At 42.7% G+C, this 22,646-nt stretch carries 18 protein-coding genes; 11 read left to right on the top strand and 7 right to left on the bottom strand.

Translation table 11 applies throughout. The features are described 5' to 3' along the window. The first annotated feature begins 13 nt into the window (after positions 1-13). The 9 genes from H5123_RS02050 to dauA all read left to right on the top strand — a co-directional run bounded on the left by H5123_RS02050 (position 14) and on the right by dauA (position 11,816). The gene (locus H5123_RS02050; RefSeq protein WP_162024027.1) at positions 14-691 is read left to right on the top strand and encodes a DMSO/selenate family reductase complex B subunit; all 678 of its coding nucleotides are present in this window, start codon (positions 14-16) and stop codon (positions 689-691) included. Positions 692-766: 75 nt separating this feature from the next. Next, positions 767-1,423: a molecular chaperone gene (locus tag H5123_RS02045; RefSeq protein ID WP_259395568.1), complete on the top strand. Its 657-nt coding sequence runs from the start codon at positions 767-769 to the stop codon at positions 1,421-1,423. 10 nt (positions 1,424-1,433) lie between these two features. Further along, positions 1,434-1,886, top strand: a complete 453-nt coding sequence (locus H5123_RS02040) for a hypothetical protein (RefSeq protein ID WP_182696858.1) — start codon at positions 1,434-1,436, stop codon at positions 1,884-1,886. Between the two features lie 201 nt (positions 1,887-2,087). Then, positions 2,088-3,491, top strand: coding sequence for a TolC family protein (locus H5123_RS02035; protein WP_182696857.1), 1,404 nt, complete (start codon positions 2,088-2,090; stop codon positions 3,489-3,491). Continuing rightward, positions 3,481-4,689, top strand: coding sequence for an efflux RND transporter periplasmic adaptor subunit (locus H5123_RS02030; protein WP_182696856.1), 1,209 nt, complete (start codon positions 3,481-3,483; stop codon positions 4,687-4,689). Before H5123_RS02035 ends, H5123_RS02030 begins: the two co-directional genes overlap by 11 nt. Positions 4,690-4,692: 3 nt before the next feature. Continuing rightward, entirely contained in the window at positions 4,693-7,854 is a 3,162-nt protein-coding gene (locus tag H5123_RS02025; protein WP_182696855.1) for an efflux RND transporter permease subunit, read from the top strand. A gap of 17 nt (positions 7,855-7,871) precedes the next feature. After that, positions 7,872-8,555, top strand: a complete 684-nt coding sequence (locus tag H5123_RS02020) for a response regulator transcription factor (protein WP_123883122.1) — start codon at positions 7,872-7,874, stop codon at positions 8,553-8,555. A 12-nt stretch (positions 8,556-8,567) separates the two neighbouring features. Next, positions 8,568-9,824: a HAMP domain-containing sensor histidine kinase gene (locus tag H5123_RS02015; RefSeq protein WP_182696854.1), complete on the top strand. Its 1,257-nt coding sequence runs from the start codon at positions 8,568-8,570 to the stop codon at positions 9,822-9,824. A 270-nt stretch (positions 9,825-10,094) separates the two neighbouring features. After that, positions 10,095-11,816 carry a C4-dicarboxylic acid transporter DauA gene (gene dauA / locus H5123_RS02010; RefSeq protein WP_124015260.1) on the top strand — a complete coding sequence of 574 codons (1,722 nt, stop codon included), beginning with the start codon at positions 10,095-10,097 and terminating at the stop codon, positions 11,814-11,816. A gap of 63 nt (positions 11,817-11,879) precedes the next feature. On the opposite strand, the gene H5123_RS02005 is transcribed toward dauA, so the two are convergent. From H5123_RS02005 to H5123_RS01995, 3 genes are all read right to left on the bottom strand, one after another. Beyond that, on the bottom strand, positions 11,880-12,395 hold the full coding sequence (locus H5123_RS02005) for a DUF6702 family protein (protein ID WP_124015259.1): 516 nt from the start codon (positions 12,393-12,395) through the stop codon (positions 11,880-11,882). Beyond that, positions 12,395-14,851, bottom strand: coding sequence for a M1 family metallopeptidase (locus H5123_RS02000; protein WP_182696853.1), 2,457 nt, complete (start codon positions 14,849-14,851; stop codon positions 12,395-12,397). Before H5123_RS02000 ends, H5123_RS02005 begins: the two co-directional genes overlap by 1 nt. Positions 14,852-15,020: 169 nt before the next feature. Next, positions 15,021-15,812 (bottom strand): ABC transporter substrate-binding protein, encoded by a 792-nt coding sequence (locus H5123_RS01995; protein ID WP_182696852.1) that lies wholly within the window; start codon positions 15,810-15,812, stop codon positions 15,021-15,023. A gap of 196 nt (positions 15,813-16,008) precedes the next feature. Here H5123_RS01995 and H5123_RS01990 point away from each other — a divergent pair, with 196 nt between their 5' ends. After that, entirely contained in the window at positions 16,009-17,013 is a 1,005-nt protein-coding gene (locus tag H5123_RS01990; protein ID WP_182696851.1) for an NAD(P)H-quinone oxidoreductase, read from the top strand. Positions 17,014-17,384: 371 nt separating this feature from the next. Next, positions 17,385-17,822: a hypothetical protein gene (locus tag H5123_RS01985; RefSeq protein WP_124015255.1), complete on the top strand. Its 438-nt coding sequence runs from the start codon at positions 17,385-17,387 to the stop codon at positions 17,820-17,822. Positions 17,823-17,940: 118 nt separating this feature from the next. Here the strand turns inward: H5123_RS01985 and H5123_RS01980 are convergent, their stop codons facing one another. The 4 genes from H5123_RS01980 to H5123_RS01965 form a co-directional block, all read right to left on the bottom strand. Next, positions 17,941-18,354 (bottom strand): DUF2391 family protein, encoded by a 414-nt coding sequence (locus H5123_RS01980; protein ID WP_124015254.1) that lies wholly within the window; start codon positions 18,352-18,354, stop codon positions 17,941-17,943. Beyond that, positions 18,344-19,378: an aldose epimerase family protein gene (locus tag H5123_RS01975; protein ID WP_182696850.1), complete on the bottom strand. Its 1,035-nt coding sequence runs from the start codon at positions 19,376-19,378 to the stop codon at positions 18,344-18,346. Before H5123_RS01975 ends, H5123_RS01980 begins: the two co-directional genes overlap by 11 nt. Positions 19,379-19,403: 25 nt before the next feature. Then, positions 19,404-20,546 (bottom strand): galactokinase, encoded by a 1,143-nt coding sequence (gene galK, locus H5123_RS01970; protein WP_182696849.1) that lies wholly within the window; start codon positions 20,544-20,546, stop codon positions 19,404-19,406. Between the two features lie 184 nt (positions 20,547-20,730). Then, the gene (locus H5123_RS01965; protein WP_182696848.1) at positions 20,731-22,401 is read right to left on the bottom strand and encodes a cation:proton antiporter family protein; all 1,671 of its coding nucleotides are present in this window, start codon (positions 22,399-22,401) and stop codon (positions 20,731-20,733) included. Positions 22,402-22,646: the final 245 nt, after the last annotated feature.

Below are 22,646 nucleotides of genomic sequence, written 5' to 3'. Positions count from 1 at the left end.
GGGGTAAATTAAAATGACACAAGAAACTCAATTAGGATTTTATTTCGATAGCAGCAAATGCACTGGCTGTAAAACCTGCCATATAGCCTGTAAAGATCGAATGGTTGGCAAAACACGCAGTAAGGATGATGTCACTAATCAAGGCGTATCGGCAATGCCTGGTATGTTATGGCGTCGGGTTTATGAATACGGTGGTGGTTCATGGGATCAAAATGGCGACGAAAGTTATAATCAAAATGTATTTGCTTATTATGCCTCTGTTGGTTGTAACCATTGTAATGAACCTGTGTGTGTCAAAGCTTGTCCGACTGGCGCTATGCATAAAAGAAAAGAAGACGGACTGGTACTGGTTCAAGAGTCGTTATGTATTGGCTGTGAAAGCTGTTCAAGAGCTTGCCCATATGATGCGCCGCAGATTGATATTGAACGCAAAGTCATGACCAAGTGTGACGGTTGTTTCGATAGATTAGCAGAAGGTAAGAAACCGATTTGTGTAGAGTCATGCCCTTTACGAGCGTTGGACTTTGATACGATGGAAAACCTACGAGCTAAATACGGTAACGGTGATGGTCACTTTGCGCCACTTCCTTCTGAATCGATTACCTCGCCTAACTTAATTGTTAAAGCGTCAAAGAAGGCCCAACCTGTTGGTGCAAGTACGGGGCGGATCTTAAACGTTCGAGAAGTATAAATTATTGAATAGAGGGTGTAATCAGCGTATTACACCCTTCCATCCTACTTAAATTTATAAGCAAATATGAACGATATGAACATTGAAAAGCTTCAAGATTTACAAGCCATTGCCAATGTATTGCATTCTGTACTGACTATTTATCCTGAGTTGGATTTGATCAATACCTTTAAAGATCAAGATATTGTTGAAAATTGGCCTCAGCTGTTAGTAACCGATACCAACATTAAAGGATTAACGCACCTAAAAGCTTATCTTGCTCAATGGACCGGTGATGAAGCTGAGTTGATTAGGCTTAAGCTAGACTACGGCATGCTTTTTTACGGCCCAGGAACACCTTTTGCTGCACCGTGGGGGTCTGCTTATACCAGCTCTTCACAGTTACTTAATGACTTTAGTACCGTTACGTTAAAACAGTTTTATGCAGTTAATGACATCAATATAGACATGAGAACCAACGAACCTCTAGATCATATTGGGTTAATATTTGCGGTATTATCTTTCTTATTAAACAAGGCGGCTGAAGATCCAACAAATCCACTTTATCAAAAAACAATTAATGAGCTGTTAGAAAAGCATTTACTTCCTTGGGCTTACCGATGTTTGGATCTAGCCTATTCCCATGCTGAAACAGATTATTACAAAGCGTTCTCTATTTTGGCTAAAGAATACCTTTTGTATCTGGAACAAACATTCGAACTTAACCCCAAACGAATAGCAATTTATCGATAGGTTAATATCTATGGCATTTCTTCAAGCATTAGTACAGCAGTGGCATAAGGCCGATCTTGGTTATAGCTTATTATTAAGTTTTCAACGCTCAGATGAAATAATGCAGTTGTTTAATGGTGCCACAGATATAAAGACTGTGGCTAACTTGATTGCTGCGTTAGTGTACAGTGAGGGTGAACCTCAATGGTTAACAAAAGAAAAACAAGATACTGAAAGTCCACTAGAAAATGAGTTGGTTGTTAAATGTTTAATTATCAGTTGCCAACTTTTATTTATAAAAGTATCTCAAAAAAGTAGTTTAAACCAAGCGGAAAGACTCATTCTTACCTTGTCTAATGTATGGGTTAGTCAAAAACGAGATGGTCAAAGTAGTGGTGATTTGATTGATCTAATTAAAAAAATTTATAGTCAGGTGTATTCAATTGAGCTAGAAAGTAGAAATACGATTAAAAATATGAAATAGAAGGTAACCAGATAGCAGCGTTAATTTTATTGGCAGAGATGACAATGAAGATAAATCTTTATATTGTCTGTTTGGTTTTATTTATCCGCTTTCAATATTATCCCCAAGTTCCATCCCCCCCACACCTTAACCTCGCCTTAACCCCTCCATCAGTATGCTGGTGCCATTATTGTGTAATACACAGGTTTGGGGATGCAGTTGATGATGGTAAAACCGGCGCTACGAAAAGCGATGCTGGCACTGATGGTGACGAGCCTGTTGGGCTGCAGCAGTGTCGATAATGTCAATTACGCTGACCGAGCCAGTCAGGCTGAGGCGAATACTAGCCAGCGTTTAATTGAGCAGTTGCTGCTGGCCTCAAAGACACAAGATGTGCCGACACAATCGATAGCGCGTTTAACTGACTTAGTTAATGTGCCTGAGTTGCAAAGCTTTATATCTGCTGCTTTGCAGAATAACCCTAGTTTGCAACAAAGCGTAGTGGCATTGAAAATGGCCTATGCCCAACACGGTATTACTTCTGCTAGCCGTTTGCCGTCAGTAGATGCCAGCTTTAGCGGCACTTCAACCGAAGACAGCGATGACAGTTATACCACTGATATTACCGTGAGTTGGGAGCTGGATTTATGGCAAAAAATTGCTGACAGCAGCAACGCTGCATTAAAAGACATTGCCAGCACGCAAGCCAGTCTACAAAGCGCGCAAGACTTAGTCGCCGCCAACGTGATGCGCAGTTGGTTAGACATTAGCCTTAAGCAACAACTTGTGGCGATTGAAACCCAGCGTTTAACGGTATTAGACAACAATAAAGCACTTATTTTAGCGCGTTATCGTGTTGGCTTAGGCAGCTTAGAAGATCTCGATAATGCCAATACTAGTGTCGCCAGTACACAAGCTACCTTAGCCGATTATCAACAACAGCTTGCCCAAAGCAAGCGTGATTTGACCTTGCTTACAGGGCAATGGACTGGCAACGATTTAGCGGTAACCATTACTGCGGAATTTCCTGCTGTGTTGAATCCCATTAACTCACTAGGGCAACAAAATCTAAGTCAACGTCCTGATATTAAAACTGCATTTTACAATATTGAAGCCGAAGCATTACGTACCGATGCCGCCTATAAGGCTATGCTGCCGTCGATCAGTTTATCAGCCAGTTTGACCGACATGGCGCAGTCGCCAACAGAAGCATTACTCACCGGACCTTTATGGAGTGTGCTGGGGCAATTATCTGCGCCCTTGTTCCAAGGTGGCAAATTATCATCACAAGCTGAGTTAGCCCAATTAACCACAGAGCAGCGCTATTGGGTCTATCAAGAAACCCTATTAAATGCGGTTAACGAAGTGGAAAACACTGTGGGCCAAGAATACTCCCTCGCCAAACAACAACAGCATTTAATCGAAGCGCAACTCAGCGCCGAGCGCAGTTTTGTCAGTTACGAGCAAAAGTATCGTCAAGGCTTAGTCGACATTTTTGATTTACTAACCGTGCAACAGCAAACCTTTGATGTTGAAGCGCAACTTGCTAACACCATTTATAACCGTCTTATAAACCGTATTGATTTAGGCCTAGCGTTGGGCTTAGGGGTATTACATGAAGCTTAATCGTCTAAACGTTATTGTCACCGTATTATCATTGGGCAGTATTTTTGCTGCCTTAGGTTATACCGTCTCGCAATTACCGCCTGCGCCTAACCAACAAGCATCTGCTACAGAGCAACCTATTAACCCAGTGGCGAATACAGCAGCAATCTCATTATTACCTCAAGTGGGGGTAGTGGCTGTCAACGGACAACAATATCAAGCAGAAGTCATCGGTTTTGGTGAAGCAAGACCACGTTATGAACTCACGCTAAACGCCGAAGTAAGCGGTAAGATTGACAGTGTTCATCGTCAGTTTGAATCCGGTCAGGTAATTAAAAAAGGCACAGTATTAGGCCAAATTAATGATATCAGTTATCAGCAAGCATTAACGCAAGCGCAAACCGATGTCGCCCAGGCTGAGCTCGATTTACTCGAGGAACAACGCCAAGGTGAACAAGCAAAATCAGAATGGTTACGTTCAGGTTTTTCTGGTGAGCCTGAATCACCGTTAGTGCTCAGAACACCACAATTGGCCCAAGCGACTGCCGCATTAGAAAATGCCAAGTTAACCCTTAAAAAAGCTAAGCAAGATGTGGCCTATACCAAGATTACTGCGCCATTTGATGCGCTAGTGGTGAGTCGTGATATTCAGCCCGGAAGTTATGTACAAACCGGCACCCAACTGGGCACTTTATACAGCGTTGCAGACGTTGAAATTAATGTGCCATTGTCAGATTTACAGTGGCAAAACCTGCCAGAGTTTGACAATGCACAGCTTGCTAAAACCCCTTGGGATGTCACCTTGTACAGCGCCGATGGCCGTAACCAGTGGCAAGGTTATATTGAGCGTGTTGAACAACATTTAACCCAAACTAGTCGTCAACGTTCATTAATTGTGGTGGTCGACAATCCACTCACGCAACAAACTCACTTGTATCCGGGCACCTTTGTTAAAGCACAAATCAACGGCAAATCATTAAGTGATTTATGGCAATTACCGTCGTCGGCTATTTCACAACAAGGTGATATTTGGTTTATCAATGATAGCAGTCAATTGGCTAAATCAGCTGCCAATATCGCCTTTGAAAAAGACGGTTTTGTGTATGTATTGCCTATTGTTAGTGAGCAAAGAGGTCGGCCGAGCTTAATCCAAATTGTTAAGCGCCCTTTAAGCAGCTTTAAAGTGGGCACTAAGGTGCTTGCTAAGTTAGAGGTTTAAGCCATGTCGGGATCTCAATCTACACACTCAGGGGCGATAGCCTGGTTTGCTAGAAATTCAGTAGCGGCTAACTTGCTGTTAATTGCTATGATAATCGTGGGTCTTTTCTCCTTAGGCAGCTTACGCAAAGAGGCCTTTCCGAGTTTAGAACCCGACAGGGTGACCGTGTCGGTGACTTACGACAGTGGCGACCCAGTGCTGGCTGAAGAAGGCATAGCAATTAAAATTGAAGATGCATTAGAAACCGTGCCGGGCATAAAACGGATAACGTCAACATCCAACGCCAATGGCAGTAGTGTGATAATTGAGAAAACCAGCGCTTATGATTTAGACACTTTACTCACTGACATTAAAACCAATGTCGATGCGATTTATAACTTTCCTAGTGAAGCTGAAAAACCCGTTATTGATAAAATGCGCATGCAAGATCATGCCTTGTGGATTGAGATCTACGGCGATGCTGACCGCGCGACGTTGCAGGCATTAGCCGAACAGCTTAAATCGGATTTATTAAGTCAGTCAGCCATTCACGATCTCGAGATTAAAGCCAAAGCCGAGCCGATGATTTCTATAGAAATTGATGAAGCTAAGTTGCAAGCCTATGGACTGACGTTTGCCTCTGTGGCCAGTGCTGTGAATGCCGAATCGTCAGCATCCATTTCGACTAGCCTATATAACGACGACAAAACCGTGCGGCTAAAAGTATCACAGCAAGCTTACCAATTAGACGATTTTATGGCGATTCCGGTGATCACCAACAGTCAAGGTTCGCTGATAACCTTAGGTGATATTGCGACTATTAAAGACGGTTTTGCCGACGATACCTTTGTGTTGTCGCGTTATAACCAGGCTAACTCAAGCGCGATTGAAATTGTGATGGACGAAAATGGCGATATTGTTGATATTGTCGAGCAAGCTAAGCAAGTCGTCGAAAAATGGCGCAGTTCTAATGTATTACCCGACAACGTCAGTATTGCTACTTGGCATGACAAAAGCACGCTGATTATCGAACGCTTAAGCTTATTGGTTAAAAATGCCTTGAGTGGTATCGCTTTGGTATTCATTATTTTAGCGTTATTTTTAAACTTGCGAGTGGCGTTTTGGGTTGCTGCAGGGTTACCGTTTGTGTTCTTCGGCACCTTGTTTTTTATGAGCAATACTTTTGCTGGCTTAAGCCTAAATGAAATGACCACTTTTGGATTTATTATGGCGCTGGGGATTGTCGTCGATGATGCAGTGGTGGTGGGCGAGAGTGTTTATAGCACTCGGCAAAAATACGGCGACAACATCGACAACACTATCAAAGGTACTTTAAAAGTGGCAACCCCAACGATATTTGGTGTGTTAACCACAGTAGTCGCTTTTGTTGCCTTAGCTAATGTTGAAGGTAATTTAGGGCAGATTTATGCCCAGTTTGGTACTGTCGTCGCCATTTGTTTGATGTTGTCGTTGGTTGAATCTAAATTTATTCTACCGTCGCATTTAGCACATATTAATACTCAAAAAAGTGCCAAAAAGTCATGGTTTAATCATATCCAACATGCTGCCGATAGTGGTTTGCAGTGGTTTAGTCGAGTGATTTATCAGCCACTTATTGAGTTTGCATTACGGTTTCGTTATGCGGTGGTATTGCTGTTTATCGCACTGCTTATTGTGGTTGCAGGTATGCCGATAACGGGCAGCGTGCGAGTGGCATTTTTTCCTGATATTGCTGGCGACACTGTAGTTGCTGACTTTTCGATGCAAAATGACGCCAGTTTTGGCCAGACCTATAAAAATTTAATGACCTTAGAAACTGCTGCAAAACAAGTCGATGCTCAGCTGGTGGCCGAACAACAGCATAATAAGGACAGCTATTTAACCAGTTTGCATGTTATGGCAAGCAGCAGTGACTCGGGCCAAGTTCAGGTTGAGTTAGCGCCAGACAGTCCTTATAGCCTCAAAGAATTTAGCCAAAAATGGCTTGAGCTTGTTGGCCAAATGGAAGGCATAAAAAAGCTTAAAATATTATCGAAGCAAGAAATGCTTGATAATTTTAAAGTGGAAATTAAAGCCAGCGATACCGATTCCGTCTTTGCTGTTGGCCAAGCGATAAAAGCGCAGCTAGAAACCATGGATGGCGTCAGTGGTATCGATAACAATTTAGACATAGGCGAGCCGCAATATCGTTTTGAATTAACCGCGCAAGGTCGTGCTCTAGGATTTGACACCGAAACCTTATCGAGCCAGATATTGCAGTCATTTGGCGGCGGTGTAGTACAGCGTTTTCAACGTGGTAAAGATGAGGTAAAAGTTCGAGTACGTTACCCTGATGAAGATCGTCAAACCATCGAAGATATTAAGCTTGCCAATGTTCGAACTAGCGACGGTACTATTGTGCCTTTAAGCCACGTGGCGCAGATTTTTAATGATTACCAACCGTCGAACATTACCCGTATTGACAGTCAACGGGCGGTATACATCAGTGCTGTACTAGACAAAGATAAAATTGCCTCAAACGAGCTTGTTAGTCAGCTAAAGCAGACGTTAGTGCCGCAGTTAGCAGTGCAATACCCCGGTGTGAGTTTCAATTTTGCCGGTGAAGCTGAGCAACAAGCTGAAACCACAAGCTCGATAGGGTCGATGTTTGTACTGGCGTTAATTGCCATTTATGCCTTGCTAGCCATCCCGTTAAAATCATACATACAACCGGTGATTATCATGACCGCGATTCCGTTTGGTATTGTTGGCGCCATTTTAGGCCATTGGTGGAATGACTTAACCATTAGTATTTTATCGTTAAATGGTATTTTGGCCTTAAGTGGCGTGGTGGTAAACGACAGTCTATTGCTGGTATCGCGCTATAACGAGTTGATTAAAGAAGAGGGTTTGTCGGTACACGATGCTATTGTTGAGTCATGTACCAGCCGCCTTCGTGCGGTATTGCTTACCTCAGTGACGACCTTTGCTGGTTTAGCACCTTTGTTAGGCGAAACCTCGTCACAAGCACAGTTTTTAATACCTGCTGCGGCAGCGCTGGGTTATGGTATTTTATTTGCTACCGTCATCACCTTGATTTTGACGCCATCTTTGTTGCTCATTCAATGTGAGTCGAAAGCATTTATCAATCACGTTATGGCTAAACTGCGCCCAAATCACCATACGACAAGCTCAGTGGTGTCGTAAACCGAGGAATATATTCGATGTTCACCGACAAATTGCAGTTGTTATTGGTTGAAGACGATCTTGATTTAGCTACGGCGGTGATCGAGTACCTAGAGCTAGAAGGTATTCTTTGTGACCATTCTGCCAATGGCAGTGCAGGGCTGAATCTGATTTTACTCAATCGCTATGATGCAGTGATATTGGATTTGAACTTACCTAAAATGAACGGTTTGCAAGTGTGTGAATCTTTGCGGCTGCAAGGTATCGATGTACCAGTACTCATGCTTACCGCGCGCGACACGCTTAACGATAAGCTCGACGGCTTTGCCAAAGGTGCTGATGATTACCTCATTAAGCCGTTTGCAATGGAAGAGCTCATTGTACGCATTCGAGTATTATCCCGTCGCCGAAGTGGTCAAGCTATGCGCCTGACCGTGGCCGATTTGGTCCTCGATTTGCAGCAGAAGCAGGCATTTCGCAATGGAGTAGGCTTAAAGCTATCGCCGACAGCGTTTAAAATTTTAGACGTGTTAATACGAGCGAGCCCTAACCCTGTGTCGCGTGAAAAACTGATGCAAAGTGTGTGGGGAGATGACCAACCAGACAGTAATAGTTTAAAAGTACACATGTTTAATTTACGTAAACACCTTGATGGCAACCAGGAACTCAAGTTGCTGCATACCGTTAGTGGTCATGGTTTTGCCATTAAAGATAACCAGTAGGATAGCCATTACATGAAATTAACCCCGAGCCTGCGAATTTTTGTACTACTGGTCATGTTGTTTACTGGTACTAGTACCATTTTAATTTTATCGATGCTCAGTGTGCACTATTTTATTTCTGGTATGGACCAAATCCTACAATCTACCATGTACGCTCAAGCACAAGATCAACAGGTTATCGATGGTCAGCCAAAAACATCACATTTTTTTACGGTGGCTTCACGTTGGCAAGACCTACCCGAAGAGATCCAACAAAATATTAAGTCTGAGCCTAGCGAGTTTAACGTCTTGTATAAAAACATTATTGGCGGCTCGCCCATCACGCCTCCTGTAAAAGGCTTTTTTGTTATAAAAGTGCTTAAAGGCAATGAGGTGCGATATGTCTCCAGTACCTTTGACAGTCAAGCTGGCACTATGTCTCCTCCTAAAGGCATTCCCTTTTTTGTGGTGATATTAGCGACTGCAATTTTAGGTATTGTGATGTTTACTATCGTGTTGATGTTAATGATGCGAAAAGTGGCGCGGCCAATGAAGCGTTTAAGAACTTGGGCAAAAGGATTAAATAGCCAGCAATTAGCTCAGCCAATACCCGACTTTCATTTTAGCGAATTAAATACCTTAGCCGATATTGTTAAAACGAGTTTAGGCACTGTGCAGGAAAGCTTAGATCGTGAGCAACAATTTTTAGGCTATGCCAGCCATGAGTTACGCACCCCAATAGCGGTTATTCGGACTAATACTGAATTACTGCAAAAGCTGATAAGCAAAGGTGGTAGCGCTGAAAAGCAAGCCCAAGTGCTTAACCGTATTGAACGTGCAGGGCTCACCATGACAGATCTCACCGAAACCTTATTGTGGTTAACCCGGCGCGAAGGTAAAAGCTTACCCTTGAACGACGTTAATCTGGGTCAGCTTATTCGTCAGCTTGTGCAAGAGTTAAGGTATTTAATCCACGGCAAGAATATTGAAATTAGTATTGAAACCGATGACTCTACTCATCAACTGCCTGATACTCTCTGTCGAATTATTATCACCAACATAATCCGTAATGCTTTACAGCACACCATTGAGGGCAGCGTAACCATTCGTCAATCGTCCACATTGGTGAGTATCGCTAATCAGTGTGACTCTTATGCTGATAGCTTTGAAGAGCTCGGTTTTGGTTTAGGGCTTGAGTTAACCACTAGACTCATTACGCAATATGACTGGGATTATCAAAATCTAGATACTAATCGCGGCCACAAAGTGTCTATCGATTTTAGCCGTTAAAATTGCTTTTTAACATTAGGCTACAGGGTAAAGATAGCCATTGTTTACACTACCAATCACTATGAATATCTACCTAGCCAAAGCCAGCGACACCATCGCTGGCTTTTTTGCGGGTCATTTGTGATTACGTCAATTCAGATAAAACCAATCGTTATAATGTGATTATAATTATATTATCATTAGGTGTTAACTTAATTCGATTGTACTGCAAAGTAATCGGCCTATAATGAGGGGTATCTTGACGCCGTACTAGGTTATGGGATCGCTGCAATGAAATACCTCACACATTTATTTTCTCTTCGTATTGGGCATGCGCTCAGGGAGTCGTTAAAAGACGCTCCCTACAAAGCCAATGCATTCTCTAAAGATTTATTAGCTGGTTTAACGGTTGGCATTATTGCCATTCCACTGGCGATGGCACTGGCAATTGCTATTGGTGTTGCACCGCAATACGGATTATATACCGCCATTATTGCCGGGTTTATTATCCCGCTGACCGGTGGCTCACGTTATAGTGTATCTGGTCCTACTGCGGCGTTTGTGGTGATCCTTTACCCCATAGTGCATCAATATGGTCTGTCTGGACTATTACTTGCGAGTATTTTGTCTGGAGTGATACTCATCGCTATGGCGTTGTTACGCCTGGGTCGCTATATCCAATATATCCCCGAGTCAGTCACCTTAGGGTTTACCGGCGGTATTGCGGTAGTGATTGCTGTGCTGCAAGTTAAAGATTTTTTTGGTTTAAGCATCAGTGACATGCCTGAAAATTTTGTCGGTAAAGTTGCCGTATTAACGCAAGAATTACCGACATTGTCATTGCCTACACTGGTGGTGGGGTTAAGTGCGTTAGTGATGTTTATTTTGTGGCCTAAGCTCAAGTTACCTGTGCCAGCACATCTTCCGGCTGTGGTGGTTGCCAGTCTGGTGGCGCTAGTGCTCAATCAGCAAGGCTTTCCTGTTGCGACGATTGGTTCTACTTTTAGTTTTACTTTCGCCGATGGTTCAATTGGCGCCGGTATTCCATCCATGTTGCCTGATTTTCAATGGCCTTGGCTGCGGACCCAGTCGGGCGAATTACCTATTGAACTCAGTTGGCAATTGGCTAGCGATTTATTATCTGCGGCATTTGCGATTGCCATGTTGGGGGCAATTGAATCATTACTGTGTGCTGTGGTGCTCGACGGCATGTCGGGTAAAAAGCACAGCGCTAATAGCGAATTGCTCGGCCAAGGTATCGGTAACATTATCGCGCCATTTTTTGGCGGTATTACTGCTACAGCAGCCATTGCTCGTTCAGCGGCTAATTATAAAGCTGGCGCGGTGAGTCCGGTAGCAGCGATGATCCATGCACTGGTGGTATTAGTGTCTTTGTTATCGCTGAGTACTATTTTGGCGTATATCCCCATGGCGGGCATGTCGGCATTACTCATTATGGTGGCTTGGAACATGAGCGAAGCCCCTAAGATTGTGCATCTTATAAAAAAAGCGCCCGCAAGCGAGGTGCTGGTATTGCTGGTGTGCTTGTTATTGACCATCTTCTTCGACATGGTGATTGCGATCAGTGCGGGGATCATTTTGGCGTCGTTGTTGTTCATGAAACAAGTGGCTGATATGACCAAGGTGCAAGACATTAGCGAGCAGAAAAAGCATATTCATGTTGAATTACCGCCGCGTTGGAAAGTCTTTAAAATAAATGGTCCGTTATTTTTTGCCGCCGCCGACAGTGTCTTTGGTGAGTTGGCGCATTTGAGCGCTGATCAAGATGGGGTGGTGTTGTATTTCGATGGGGTGTCTATCTTAGATTCTGGTGGTGTTTCTGCATTGTATAAGTATATTGCGAAATGTAAGCACCACAATACCCGAGTATTGCTCGCGGATTTTCAATTTCAGCCACTTAAAACCTTAGCTAAAGCAGGCTTTAAGCCAGATGGCGTGCAGTGTGTTACTTACTCAACCTTGGCCGATGCACTCGATGATGTGGTCAGATAGAAATAAAAAAGCGCCCTACTGAACATCAATAGGGCGCTGGATATTGGCTCGAGCTTTCAGTGTTTATTCGCTGGCTTTTGCCACTTCAATGTAATGCCAAGAATCTGCAATATGCAGTCTTGCTGAGGTTACGTGTTTATTGCGCTCAACATTAATGTGGTTAGTTTGTTCTGACCACAATTCTTGTAGGGTCGTCATCTTAAGATAAAAACCCTCCATATTCGTGGTGATCGGTGTTTCCTGATAAACCCACAAATACTTACCCTGTAACTCAGTGCCCACATAGGTCAGGGTTAACGGATGTTGCTGCTGATCCTGCATCGAAAATGTCGATATAGCGTAATATGCAAAAGCTTCACGACTCACGGGATCGCTAATCAAATCGGCATTGCTATCTATTACTTGTTGAGCAGCATGCTCAGCGTCGTGTAAGTAAAATCGATGCTGAATTTCCAGCATACCGCTGCGCTGATTAAACACAATACTGGTGTAGGCTTCTTTTTGCTGGTGGCCATGGGCTTGGCCAGCCAATAAACTTAAGCCAATAACACTCAGTAATATTAGAACCAATTGACGCATTACTTTTTCTTCACTTTAATTTCAGGATCTTTCAGGGCTTCTTTATTGTCATGCATGATATCGCGATACTTATTACCCTTACGCTCTTCTTCTTTAAAGGCTTCAATGCGTGATGGGATAATTTGACGAGGATAATAGTTATTTTCAATATCCACATCGGCAGTTTCGCCGCGACGATCAACCACAGCAGACACTAATACATTGTCTTTGTCGGTCACAATCAGTTTACTGACTTCAAACGGCGAGCGGCGCCAAATTTCAGCTGGCAGCACCAATGACTCGGTATCACCATTTTCAAACGTGAGTTCGAGTAGAATTGGCATCACTAAACCACCAAGATTGGAGAAGTTAAACACATAGTAGTTTTTATCTTCTTTCAATGCCCGCGCCAAGACTTGTTGCTCCCACGGATCCAGTTCGGCGTGTTTTTTGTTGTACTTATTACGATCTTTATTGGTGACGCTGAATTGATCATGTTGGTCATGATAATCAGTATTACCTGGATTAAGTTCTACCCAAGTTTTTTGGCCACTTTGTTGATTACGTTCAACCGAATAAGGCATAGGTTTATCGTTATAATCTTGGCGACGACGATCAAAATCAATATCAGGATTATTGCTGTCTAAGCGCAGTTTATAAATACGATCTAGCGAGATATCGACATGATCTGTGGTGTAAAACCAGCCACGGAAAAACCAATCTAAATCAACCCCAGAGGCTTCTTCCATGGTGCGGAAAAAGTCGCTTGGTGTCGGGCGCTTATTCATCCAACGACGGCTGTATTCTTGAAAGGCAAAATCAAATAGCTCACGGCCTAATATCACTTCACGCAAAATGTTTAATGCAACAGCAGGTTTAATGTAGGCATTAGGACCAAGCTGCAACACACTGTCTGACTGAGTCATAATCGGAACTTGGACATTAGACTTCATGTATTCAATAACATCAGTTGGCTCACGTCCCCAAGATAAATTAGGGTCCCATTCGCGGGTGGCAATGCCGTCTAAAAAGCTGTTTATGCCTTCATCCATCCAAGTCCATTGACGCTCGTCTGAGTTGACTATCATCGGAAAATAGTTATGACCGACTTCGTGGATCACCACGCCGATTAAGAATTGTTTTTCAGCCAAGGTGTATGTGCGACTGCCATCTTCATGCCAAATAGTACGTGGGCCATTAAAGCTGATCATCGGGTATTCCATGCCGCCAACGGGACCATTAACACTGATCGCTGCAGGGTAGGGATAATCGAAGGTAAAGCGTGAATAGACTTCAAGTGTATGAATCACTGCCGCTGTTGAATATTGCTGCCACAGTTCGCCACCCTCTTTAGGATAAAACGACATCGCCATTACATGTGGGTTTTGGCTGTTTTTTTGTTGGTAGCCTTGGGCGTCCCAGATAAATTTACGTGATGATGCCCAAGCAAAGTCGCGCACATTTTCGGCTTTAAAATGCCAAGTTTTAGTGCCTTTGGCTGTACTCGATTCATTGGCTAGAGCTTCGTCTTTAGAGACAATAAATACAGGTTTGTCAGCTTTTTTTGCGCTATCTAAACGCTTGAGTTGTTCAGATGACAGCACGCTTTTACTGTTTTGGAGCACGCCGGTAGCGGCCACAATATGGTCACTAGGTACTGTCATGCTCACATCGTAATTACCAAACTCGAGCGTAAACTCGCCGCTGCCTAAGAATTCTTTGTTATGCCATGCTTCGTAATCTGAATAACTGGCGACTCGCGGAAACCACTGCGCTAATAAGAAGATGTCATTGCCACCTTCACGATTATCGTCTGGAAAATGCTCATATCCAGAGCGTGCACCTACGGCATCTTCTTCTAAAATATTGTAGCCGTAATTAATGCGCAGTTGCGTCGATTGCTTGCTGTTTAGGGGCGTCGGTAAATCGACCCGCATTTGAGCGCCAACTATGGTGTATTTTAGTGGTTTTTTATTGGCACCGGTTACCGCCGCAATTTGGTAACCCAAATTGTTGTCGGCTAAAAATTGTTGGCGACGAAGATCTTGCAGGCTGATCTTTGCAAATGCGCTATCGCCATAAGTGTTCTCAGCCCTAACGCTCCCATCAACCCCATAAAAGGCGCTGCTTCGTTCAGCAATCGAGTCAGATTTAAAACGATTTTGTTCTAATTGGAACCACAAATATTTAAGCGTATACGGAGAATTATTATGATAGGTAATGACTTGCTCACCTTGAATAGCACGCTTTTGTTCATCTAATGTGACATTGATTTTATAATCTACTTGTTGTTGCCAATATTCTTTACCTGGTTCGCCAGCAGCATTGCGATAATCATTTGGTGTGGGAAGGCTCTCTTCAAGTTGACGAAATTTGTCGTCGAACCGACCTTTACTTTGGACAATTTCTGAAGCCGAACTGGTGAAGATTGCTGAACTGCTCAATGCCAATATCAGCAGGTGAAGATACACGCGCATAAATACTCCTATGACTTCAGCAAGCTGATGCCATTAATCCCAAAATGATGATTTATTATTTTTTTGTTGGCGCAGTGTAACGAAAATGACAAGGTTATGCAGTGAGAAGAGTGTTACTAAGTTTTGCACCTTGCTGATGCCAATTCCCTCTGGCATAAAAACAGCGAGTTTAATCAAGGATAGGTAAAAACTTTTGCAGGTTTTTATAGCGGGCGTCGGCTGAGGTGACTTCCGGTAATATTTTGTATTTATCCATAATTTGCTTATATTCGCCATTGGCTTTTAGCATCTGTATGCCGCGGTCAAAAGCGCTCACATAGGCTTTATTTTGCGGGTTAAAACCAATATATAAAGGAACCGGTTTACCTATAGTGCCTGCATAACGAAGTTGTTGATTTAAGTTTAGTTGACTTGCGGTGTACTCAATGACATTTTTGTTGTCGATAATCACCGAGTGGCGGCCTTTTATAAGGCGAATAATGTTCATCGCGATAGGGTCATTACCCGAGGCAAAATAGGTGCTCGGGTGGGAGTTAAGCCATGTATCCAGTTCTTTGCCATATTGGTAGCCAGTGACAACGGCAACCTGTTGGGTATTATTGAGGTCGGATATTTGCTCAAATGACTCAGTGCTGTCAACTAGAGTATAAAAGTCGTTACTTTTATAGCCCACAATCACGTCATTACTCAGTAATTGATAGTTGCCTATCGCTTTTTTAGACAATCCAATGACAGCATCGACATTGTTCCTTTGAAGTTCAAGCATGACTCGTTTAAAAGGGGCTATCATAAATTCAACAGGTTGATTTTGAATTTCAAAAGCGCGACGAGTCAATTCCACAACATAACCAGTGTTAGTATCACAGGCATATGGGCACCAAATATCTGAGGCAATACGAATTGGCGCGGCATGGGCGTGAATACTGAAAACAGACAGTAAAATGAACAGGTACTTTAGCAAGTATTGTGCTCCATGGGATGAACGGGCGCGTATAGTAATTGTTTAAAGTGAAGAGGCAATCTTTTTTTGATTAAAAAAGATACTATTTAAGTATTTACTAACAAATATGTTCATATTGTGAACAGCTACAGTGTGCCAATAACAGATAGTTAACATTGGTTACTTTTTAACTGCAATTAACCGGGAGAACATTTTTATGGCGACATTAGATAGACAATTTACTCATGTGATGGTTGAGCAACCCGGCGAACCTAGCGTGATGACCATGGTACAATCAACACTTGCGATGCCATCCGCGGGTCAAGTGACGATTAAGGTACATGCTGCTGGAGTGAATGGCCCAGACATTAAACAGCGTGTGGGGGCTTATCCACCGCCAGCAGATGCTAGTCCAATCCTAGGTTTAGAAGTGGCCGGTAAAATTGTTGCCGTGGCAGATGATGTAACTCAGTGGCAGGTCGGCGACAAAGTGTGTGCGTTAGTGCCTGGTGGTGGTTATGCCGAGCTGGTTAACACTTATGCCGCCCATTGTTTACCTATTCCTACCGGTTACAGTTACGTACAAGCGGCAGCTCTGCCAGAAACCTTTTTTACCGTGTGGGGTAACTTATTTATTCGTGGCGGGCTTAAAGCAGGTGAAACCGTACTGATCCATGGTGGATCTGGCGGTATCGGCACGACCGCAATCCAAATGGCCAGTCGCTTAGGTGCTAAGGTATTTGCGACTTCTGGTAGCGCTGAAAAATGCCAATATTGTTTGGAGCAAGGGGCCAGTGTGGCCATTAATTATAATGAAGAGCATTTTGTCGAACCTATCTTAGCGGCAACGGATGGCTTAGGGGTCAATGTGATTATGGACATTGCTGGTGGCGACTTTATTAATGAAAATCTCAAAGCCATAGCCACTGATGGGCGTATGGTGTCCGTCGCGATGCAACGGGGTCCTCAGGCAAATGTAGATATTTTCCGCATTATGGCAAAACGGGTAGTGTGGACAGGTTCAACATTACGACCACAAAGCGTGCAAAATAAAGCGCAAATTGCTCAAGGCTTAGCGCAATATGTATGGCCATTATTAAACAGTGGTGAAATGAGTATTCCTGTAGATAGCGTATTTGCTTTTGCTCAAGTCGTCGAGGCACATAAGCGTATGGAATCTGGGCAACATAAAGGCAAGATTGTATTAAATCTACAAGCCTAAGCCGCGGCGTTATGTGTGTGCCGATCCATTCGGAATATTTATCAGCATATATTTTGCTAAAAAACTTGAAGCTTGATTTTTTTAAGCTAAAGTCGTCAAGACAAAGTGGTTAGCCTAAAAGCGGCTAATTGCCTTTGTGGACGATTATTTTGTGAGAAAAAAGACAGTAAAGTGTTAAAAATAGACTACGACGGACATTTTTATGCGATTACTTGAAAAAATCATCGTTTTAGGCATTGATTCTCAGAAATATTCTGTTTAAATACCCACGTAAATACAGAACAAATAATCGTGTTGTAGATTGGCTGTTTTATTAGCCATCAAGCTGCATCATTTTTAGGATATGTGTTGATTTAAGGGCGTTAGCATATATGTATAACACAGCAAAAAAACAGGTTTGGTTTGGTGAATTAAGAACATCAAAAGGTAATACTATTGTTGTTCATGATAACCAACTGCCACAAGCGTCTCCAGGGCGCATCTACTTTTACAATACAATTCGTAATACGATTGTTGAGTATGTAGAAGACATCGTTAAAGTGAATTTACATGACTTAGATGATGAGCAAACAAAAGCGGCAATCGCTGAGTTTAATGATGCTTGGAAAGCGGCACGTGCTGAGTTTATGTTAAAGCATCAATCACGTATCGACTTGTCAAAAGTACCAGACACAGCGCCTCCTCGTAAGGCTAAACCAGTGCCAGAACCAGATGAAGTTATTGATTCAGATGATGACATTCCAGAATTTGATGACTCAGATGATGACGATGACAGCTTTGATGAAATAGGTGATAGCATAGACGATTAATTCTGTGCAATACATTAAGTTTTAGACTTAATGTATTGTGTGATTAGCCGCATTACTGGTTTATATTGGTCATAGATTGACAACGTCATAAGCAATAATTTTTTATTGCTTATGACGTTTATTCTTTGTCAAAACTATCAACAATAATTGCGCCCATCGATGCGGGCATCGCAATTAATATCATCCGCTTAAATGCTAAAATGGGATCGTCCCATAACGGCAATTTATCTAATGCTAAAAGCACTATTCCCACGACTAATAACGTCAATATATAGGCAGCAACAACTCGTAATAGAAATGCTTGTCTGCGCTTAATGATATTGGCCTGAAATACACTCTGGTAGGCAAATAAGGCAATAAACGCTAGCGACAGTACCACGATCAAGACCAAATTTAAGCTTGGTAAGCTGGCTGATAAATGCCAAGCTTCTTCAGAAAATGCAATCGGCACCGACAGGGCAAAAGCCCCTATGGCAATTTGGCCAATGTCTTCAGCATTAAAATTAGATTTAACAGGCGGATTATTCTGCATCAAACTGATATCGAGTGATGTGATGATAAACGTGTCCCGGTTTTACCCACACATCACCAGCTAAGTCTGGTTGATTAGGTGAATCAGGTAGCATCTGCGGTTCAATACACACGGCTTGGTGATCGCAAAGTGGACGTTGTTTTTTACCAATAGTGCCTTGCAAAAAATTAGCGCCGTAAACTTGTACGCCGGGTTGGTTAGTATAAACCGTCATACTGCGGCCGCTATTTGGGCTGGCTAAGCAACCAAAACGTTGCAAGTCTGCCCCTGGGTTATCTAACACATAACAATGATCAAAACCTTTAGTGGCGGCTAATGTTGCGCGCTCGGTCTGCACCGACATTGGTGTAGGTACAGCCATGTCTAAATCGCTGCCTGCAGTAGCTTGCATTGATGTTGGTATGCCAACATCATTCATTGTGAGGTAATGTTTAGCATCCACTTGTAGAGTATGTTGAGCATTGGTGTCGCTACGATTACCGTCTAAATTAAAGTAGCTATGCTGGGTTAAACTAATGGGGCAGGCTTTATCTGTGCTGGCCAGCATTTCAATGTACACATTGTTACCCGCTAAGCGGTAATCGAGCTGTACGGTGCAATTACCTGGAAAGCCCATGTCGCCGTCAGGGCTTTTTAAGGTTAAACGCATGCCATCACTTAATGGCCCAAGCTGCCATAATTTGCGATTAAAACCCTCCGCGCCACCATGTAAACAGTTAGTCGCTTGGTTAATACTCAGTGAGTATTGTTGGCCATTATATTGAGTTTTACCATTGGCAATACGATTGCTATAACGTCCTGCAATCGCACCTAAATGTGCTTGTTGGGCTAAATAATCTTCGGCGCTGTCGCAACCTAAGACAATATTTTTACGTTCACCATTGCGATCGGGAGTCCATAATGATCGAATAATGCCGCCTAAACTTAATACTTCGAGTGCGATGATGCCATTATCGATTCTTACCCGTTCAATCTCTCCACCACGGGGATCTTGCCAAGGTTCCAATACACTAAAACGTACCATTTATGCTTCCCACTTTTGTAAAATATTAACTGATGCGTCCTGCACCGCCACTTGCTGAACACAAGTATATTGTTGCTTCGATACCTGTTTGCTTAAAATATTGCTTTTCAACCACATTAATCACCTCATCGGTGAGATCATGATTAACCAGAGCTAATACACAGCCATCGCTCATCCGCACACCGCCTTGTTCGCCGATCAGCGATGCAACCATAGTCACCAAGCAATCGATTTCAGGGGTAATAATCTCAAAATCATCACGCATTGAAACTTGAGACTGCGCCATTAACTCACTAAAACGAGCAATATTAATCTGTTGTAATGCTCGGGCTGCATTACTGGTGCGTTGGTTTTCAGTGATCACATGGCGAGCACGGCGAAACTGCTCATCACTCAATACCTCTTTATTTAGATTCAGTTGGGCGAGTGATAAATCCCGAAGAGAATCGAGGCCAAGTATCGCAGTGATCTGACTGCATTCTTGTTTGCGCTGTTCAAACTGCTGTGTAAAAACATGACGATCTTGTTTTATATCAATCACAATCAAGCTTAATTCTTCAGGCAATAGCACAGCTTCGCTTTCTAGTTCTAAGCAATCAATCAATAAGGCATGATCGGGCTCTGCCATCGCACTGATAATTTGGTCCATCATGCCGCAATTTAATTGCATAAATTGGCTTTCACCGCGCTGTGCTAATTGGGCAATAGCAATAGGTGATAAATGTAATTGGCTGGCATTACTGATAGCAGTACCAAACGCGATTTCCAGTGCTGCTGAAGATGATAAACCTGCCCCAAGCGGCACATCACCGACAATCGCTAAGTCTAAGCCTTTTGCCTGTAAACCTGATTGGTTCATTGCGGCTGTAACGCCCTTTAAGTAATGGCTCCAATCATCGCCAGCAGCTAAGGTTCCTTCTTCGCCAAAGTACCATTGTTTAATGTGCCCCGGAAAAGCGGTACTGACCGCGCGAAATAAATCATCATCGCGATGCTTTACAGCAATAACAGTATGAAAATTAATGGCGGCAGGTAATGCGAGGCCTTCGTTATAGTCGGTATGTTCGCCCATAATGTTAACTCGCCCGGGCGCTTGGTATAAATCATCGGGCTTAGTGCCAAAAGTTTGCACGAATAATTTAGTCGCGCGTTGAGCAGGGTTTGACATACTTCAAAAAATCCAACAAAGGGTGACAAGAAAAAGTCTTATTAGTGGAGTTATAGCATGACTTTACTCGATCTGTAACTGTGATTTGTTTATCCGACGCAAAATTGAAAATACGTTGTGGAAAACAAAAACGCCTAGAGATATTTCTAGGCGTTTTAAATGGATCGCAACTTAGGGACAGATTTTATGATGTTGACTTAACGGGCTGCTCATCTGCTGCTATAGCGTGATTCTCATTGGTTATTTCGCTGGCGGATTCAGATACGATGACTGATGGCGAATCAAGTAGCTCTTTAATCACATGGTCAACAAAACCTCTACCTGCTGCTTCATACAAGTTGTACACAGTATTCACACCTGAGTCTTTTAACGAATCGGCGTCTTCTGTGTATTGTACAATGGCACTGATTTTACCTTCGTAATTTAATCTTTTCAGTTGTTGAACGGCAAACAAGTTACCGACGTGATTTGGCATTGCCAGTAAAACCAACTCTAAATTAGGAGCCCGTTCGAGTTTTTCCCAAAAATCGGTATCGCCAGCATCCCCTTGAACAACATTACGACCTTGATTGCGATGAAAGTCGACCAGCTCTTGTTTATGCTCAATACCTAATATTTCGCCTATGTATTTTGAACGTAATTCATCATAAGCACCTGAACCAATTCGGCCCATACCTAAAATTAAGAAGCGTGGATTACCAATTGGGATCTGGCGATCTTCAGGGTGCAAAGGATGGCGTTCTAGTTTCATTAGTCTGGTTTGATAACGTAAATAAATCTTCGCGACGCTGTTATTCAGCGGTGCTGCAAATAAGAAACTAATGCTTAAGGCGACCGCAATAATAATCAGCCATTGCGGTGGTAACCAACCTTTTTGCGCCGCAACAGCAGCTACAATTAAACCAAACTCACTGTAGTTACCTAAGTTAAATGAGGCTAATAACGAGGTGCGCGAACGTAATTTAAAGCGGGTTAGCAAGTAGATAAACATAACAATCTTAACCGGGATTAACACCACTAAAATAGCGGCTAAGCCGATATCTGCCAGTGTCGGCAAACCGTTTAAACCAATGGTTAAGAAAAATGCGACTAAGAATAGCTCTTTAAAGAAATAAATCGATTTAGCTAATTCAGATGATTTAGCATGTCCTGCGAGTAAAATCCCCACAATTAGAGCGCCTAAATCTGGCTTTAAACCTACGGCTTCAAATAGCCATGCGCCCACAACTAAGGCCATGACTAGGCCAAATAACACTAACATTTCACCGTGGCCTACTCGGTCAAACACTTTGTATATCAGTGGCTTTGCTAATGGGAGTAACAACAAGGCAAAGGCCCAAACAGATGGAATGTTACCTTTGGAAATGGTTAAAAATATTACCGCGAAGATATCTTGCATAATTAAGATACCAATCGCTACTCGACCATATAGAGACTGCATATCACCGCTGTCTTCAAGTACTTTTACCGCAAATACAGTACTTGAAAAACTCAGAGCAAACGCTACTAGCATCAGTTGATTAAAGCTAAATCCATCTAGTTGCTCAATGCCTAAAAAGCCTAATACCTTAAGTACAGGCACAAAAAACAGAATTGAACCGATTAAATGCAAACTTGAACCAGCCCATACTTCGGCTTTAAAAAGACTCTTTAGATCAAGTTTAAGGCCAATGGAAAACAGCAGTAAGGTAACGCCTAGGTCGGCAAGCTGTTGCAAAATAGGCAAGCTAGTGTCTTTAATTCCTAAGGTAAATAATACAAAACCAGCAGCAAGATAACCTATGAGTGGCGGTAAACCAACACGGCTAACCAACATACCGCAAAGCAGAGTGATAATAAGGATAGCGGGTTCCATAAAACTCCTTAGATGAGGAATATAAAAATTATATTGTATAAGAAAAAGGTTAACTTACGGTGACTTTAATACCACAAAAGCAAAAAACAGCATCTTTAGTGATTAAAGATACTGTTTTATATTGTGTTCTAGGCAAAGATTTTACTAACAGATTGTCTTTATAACTGCACTTAATACCCTACTTACAGCTAAGTATGATGAGCAACATAGCCTGTTAGGTAACTTATTTAGTCAATAAAGTGAAT

This window comes from Shewanella sp. SR43-4 (assembly GCF_014163845.1).
GTDB classification, from domain to species: Bacteria; Pseudomonadota; Gammaproteobacteria; order Enterobacterales; family Shewanellaceae; genus Shewanella; species Shewanella vesiculosa.
The sequence above is the reverse complement of the archived record's forward strand: the minus strand, read 5'-3'. Positions and strand labels throughout refer to the sequence as shown.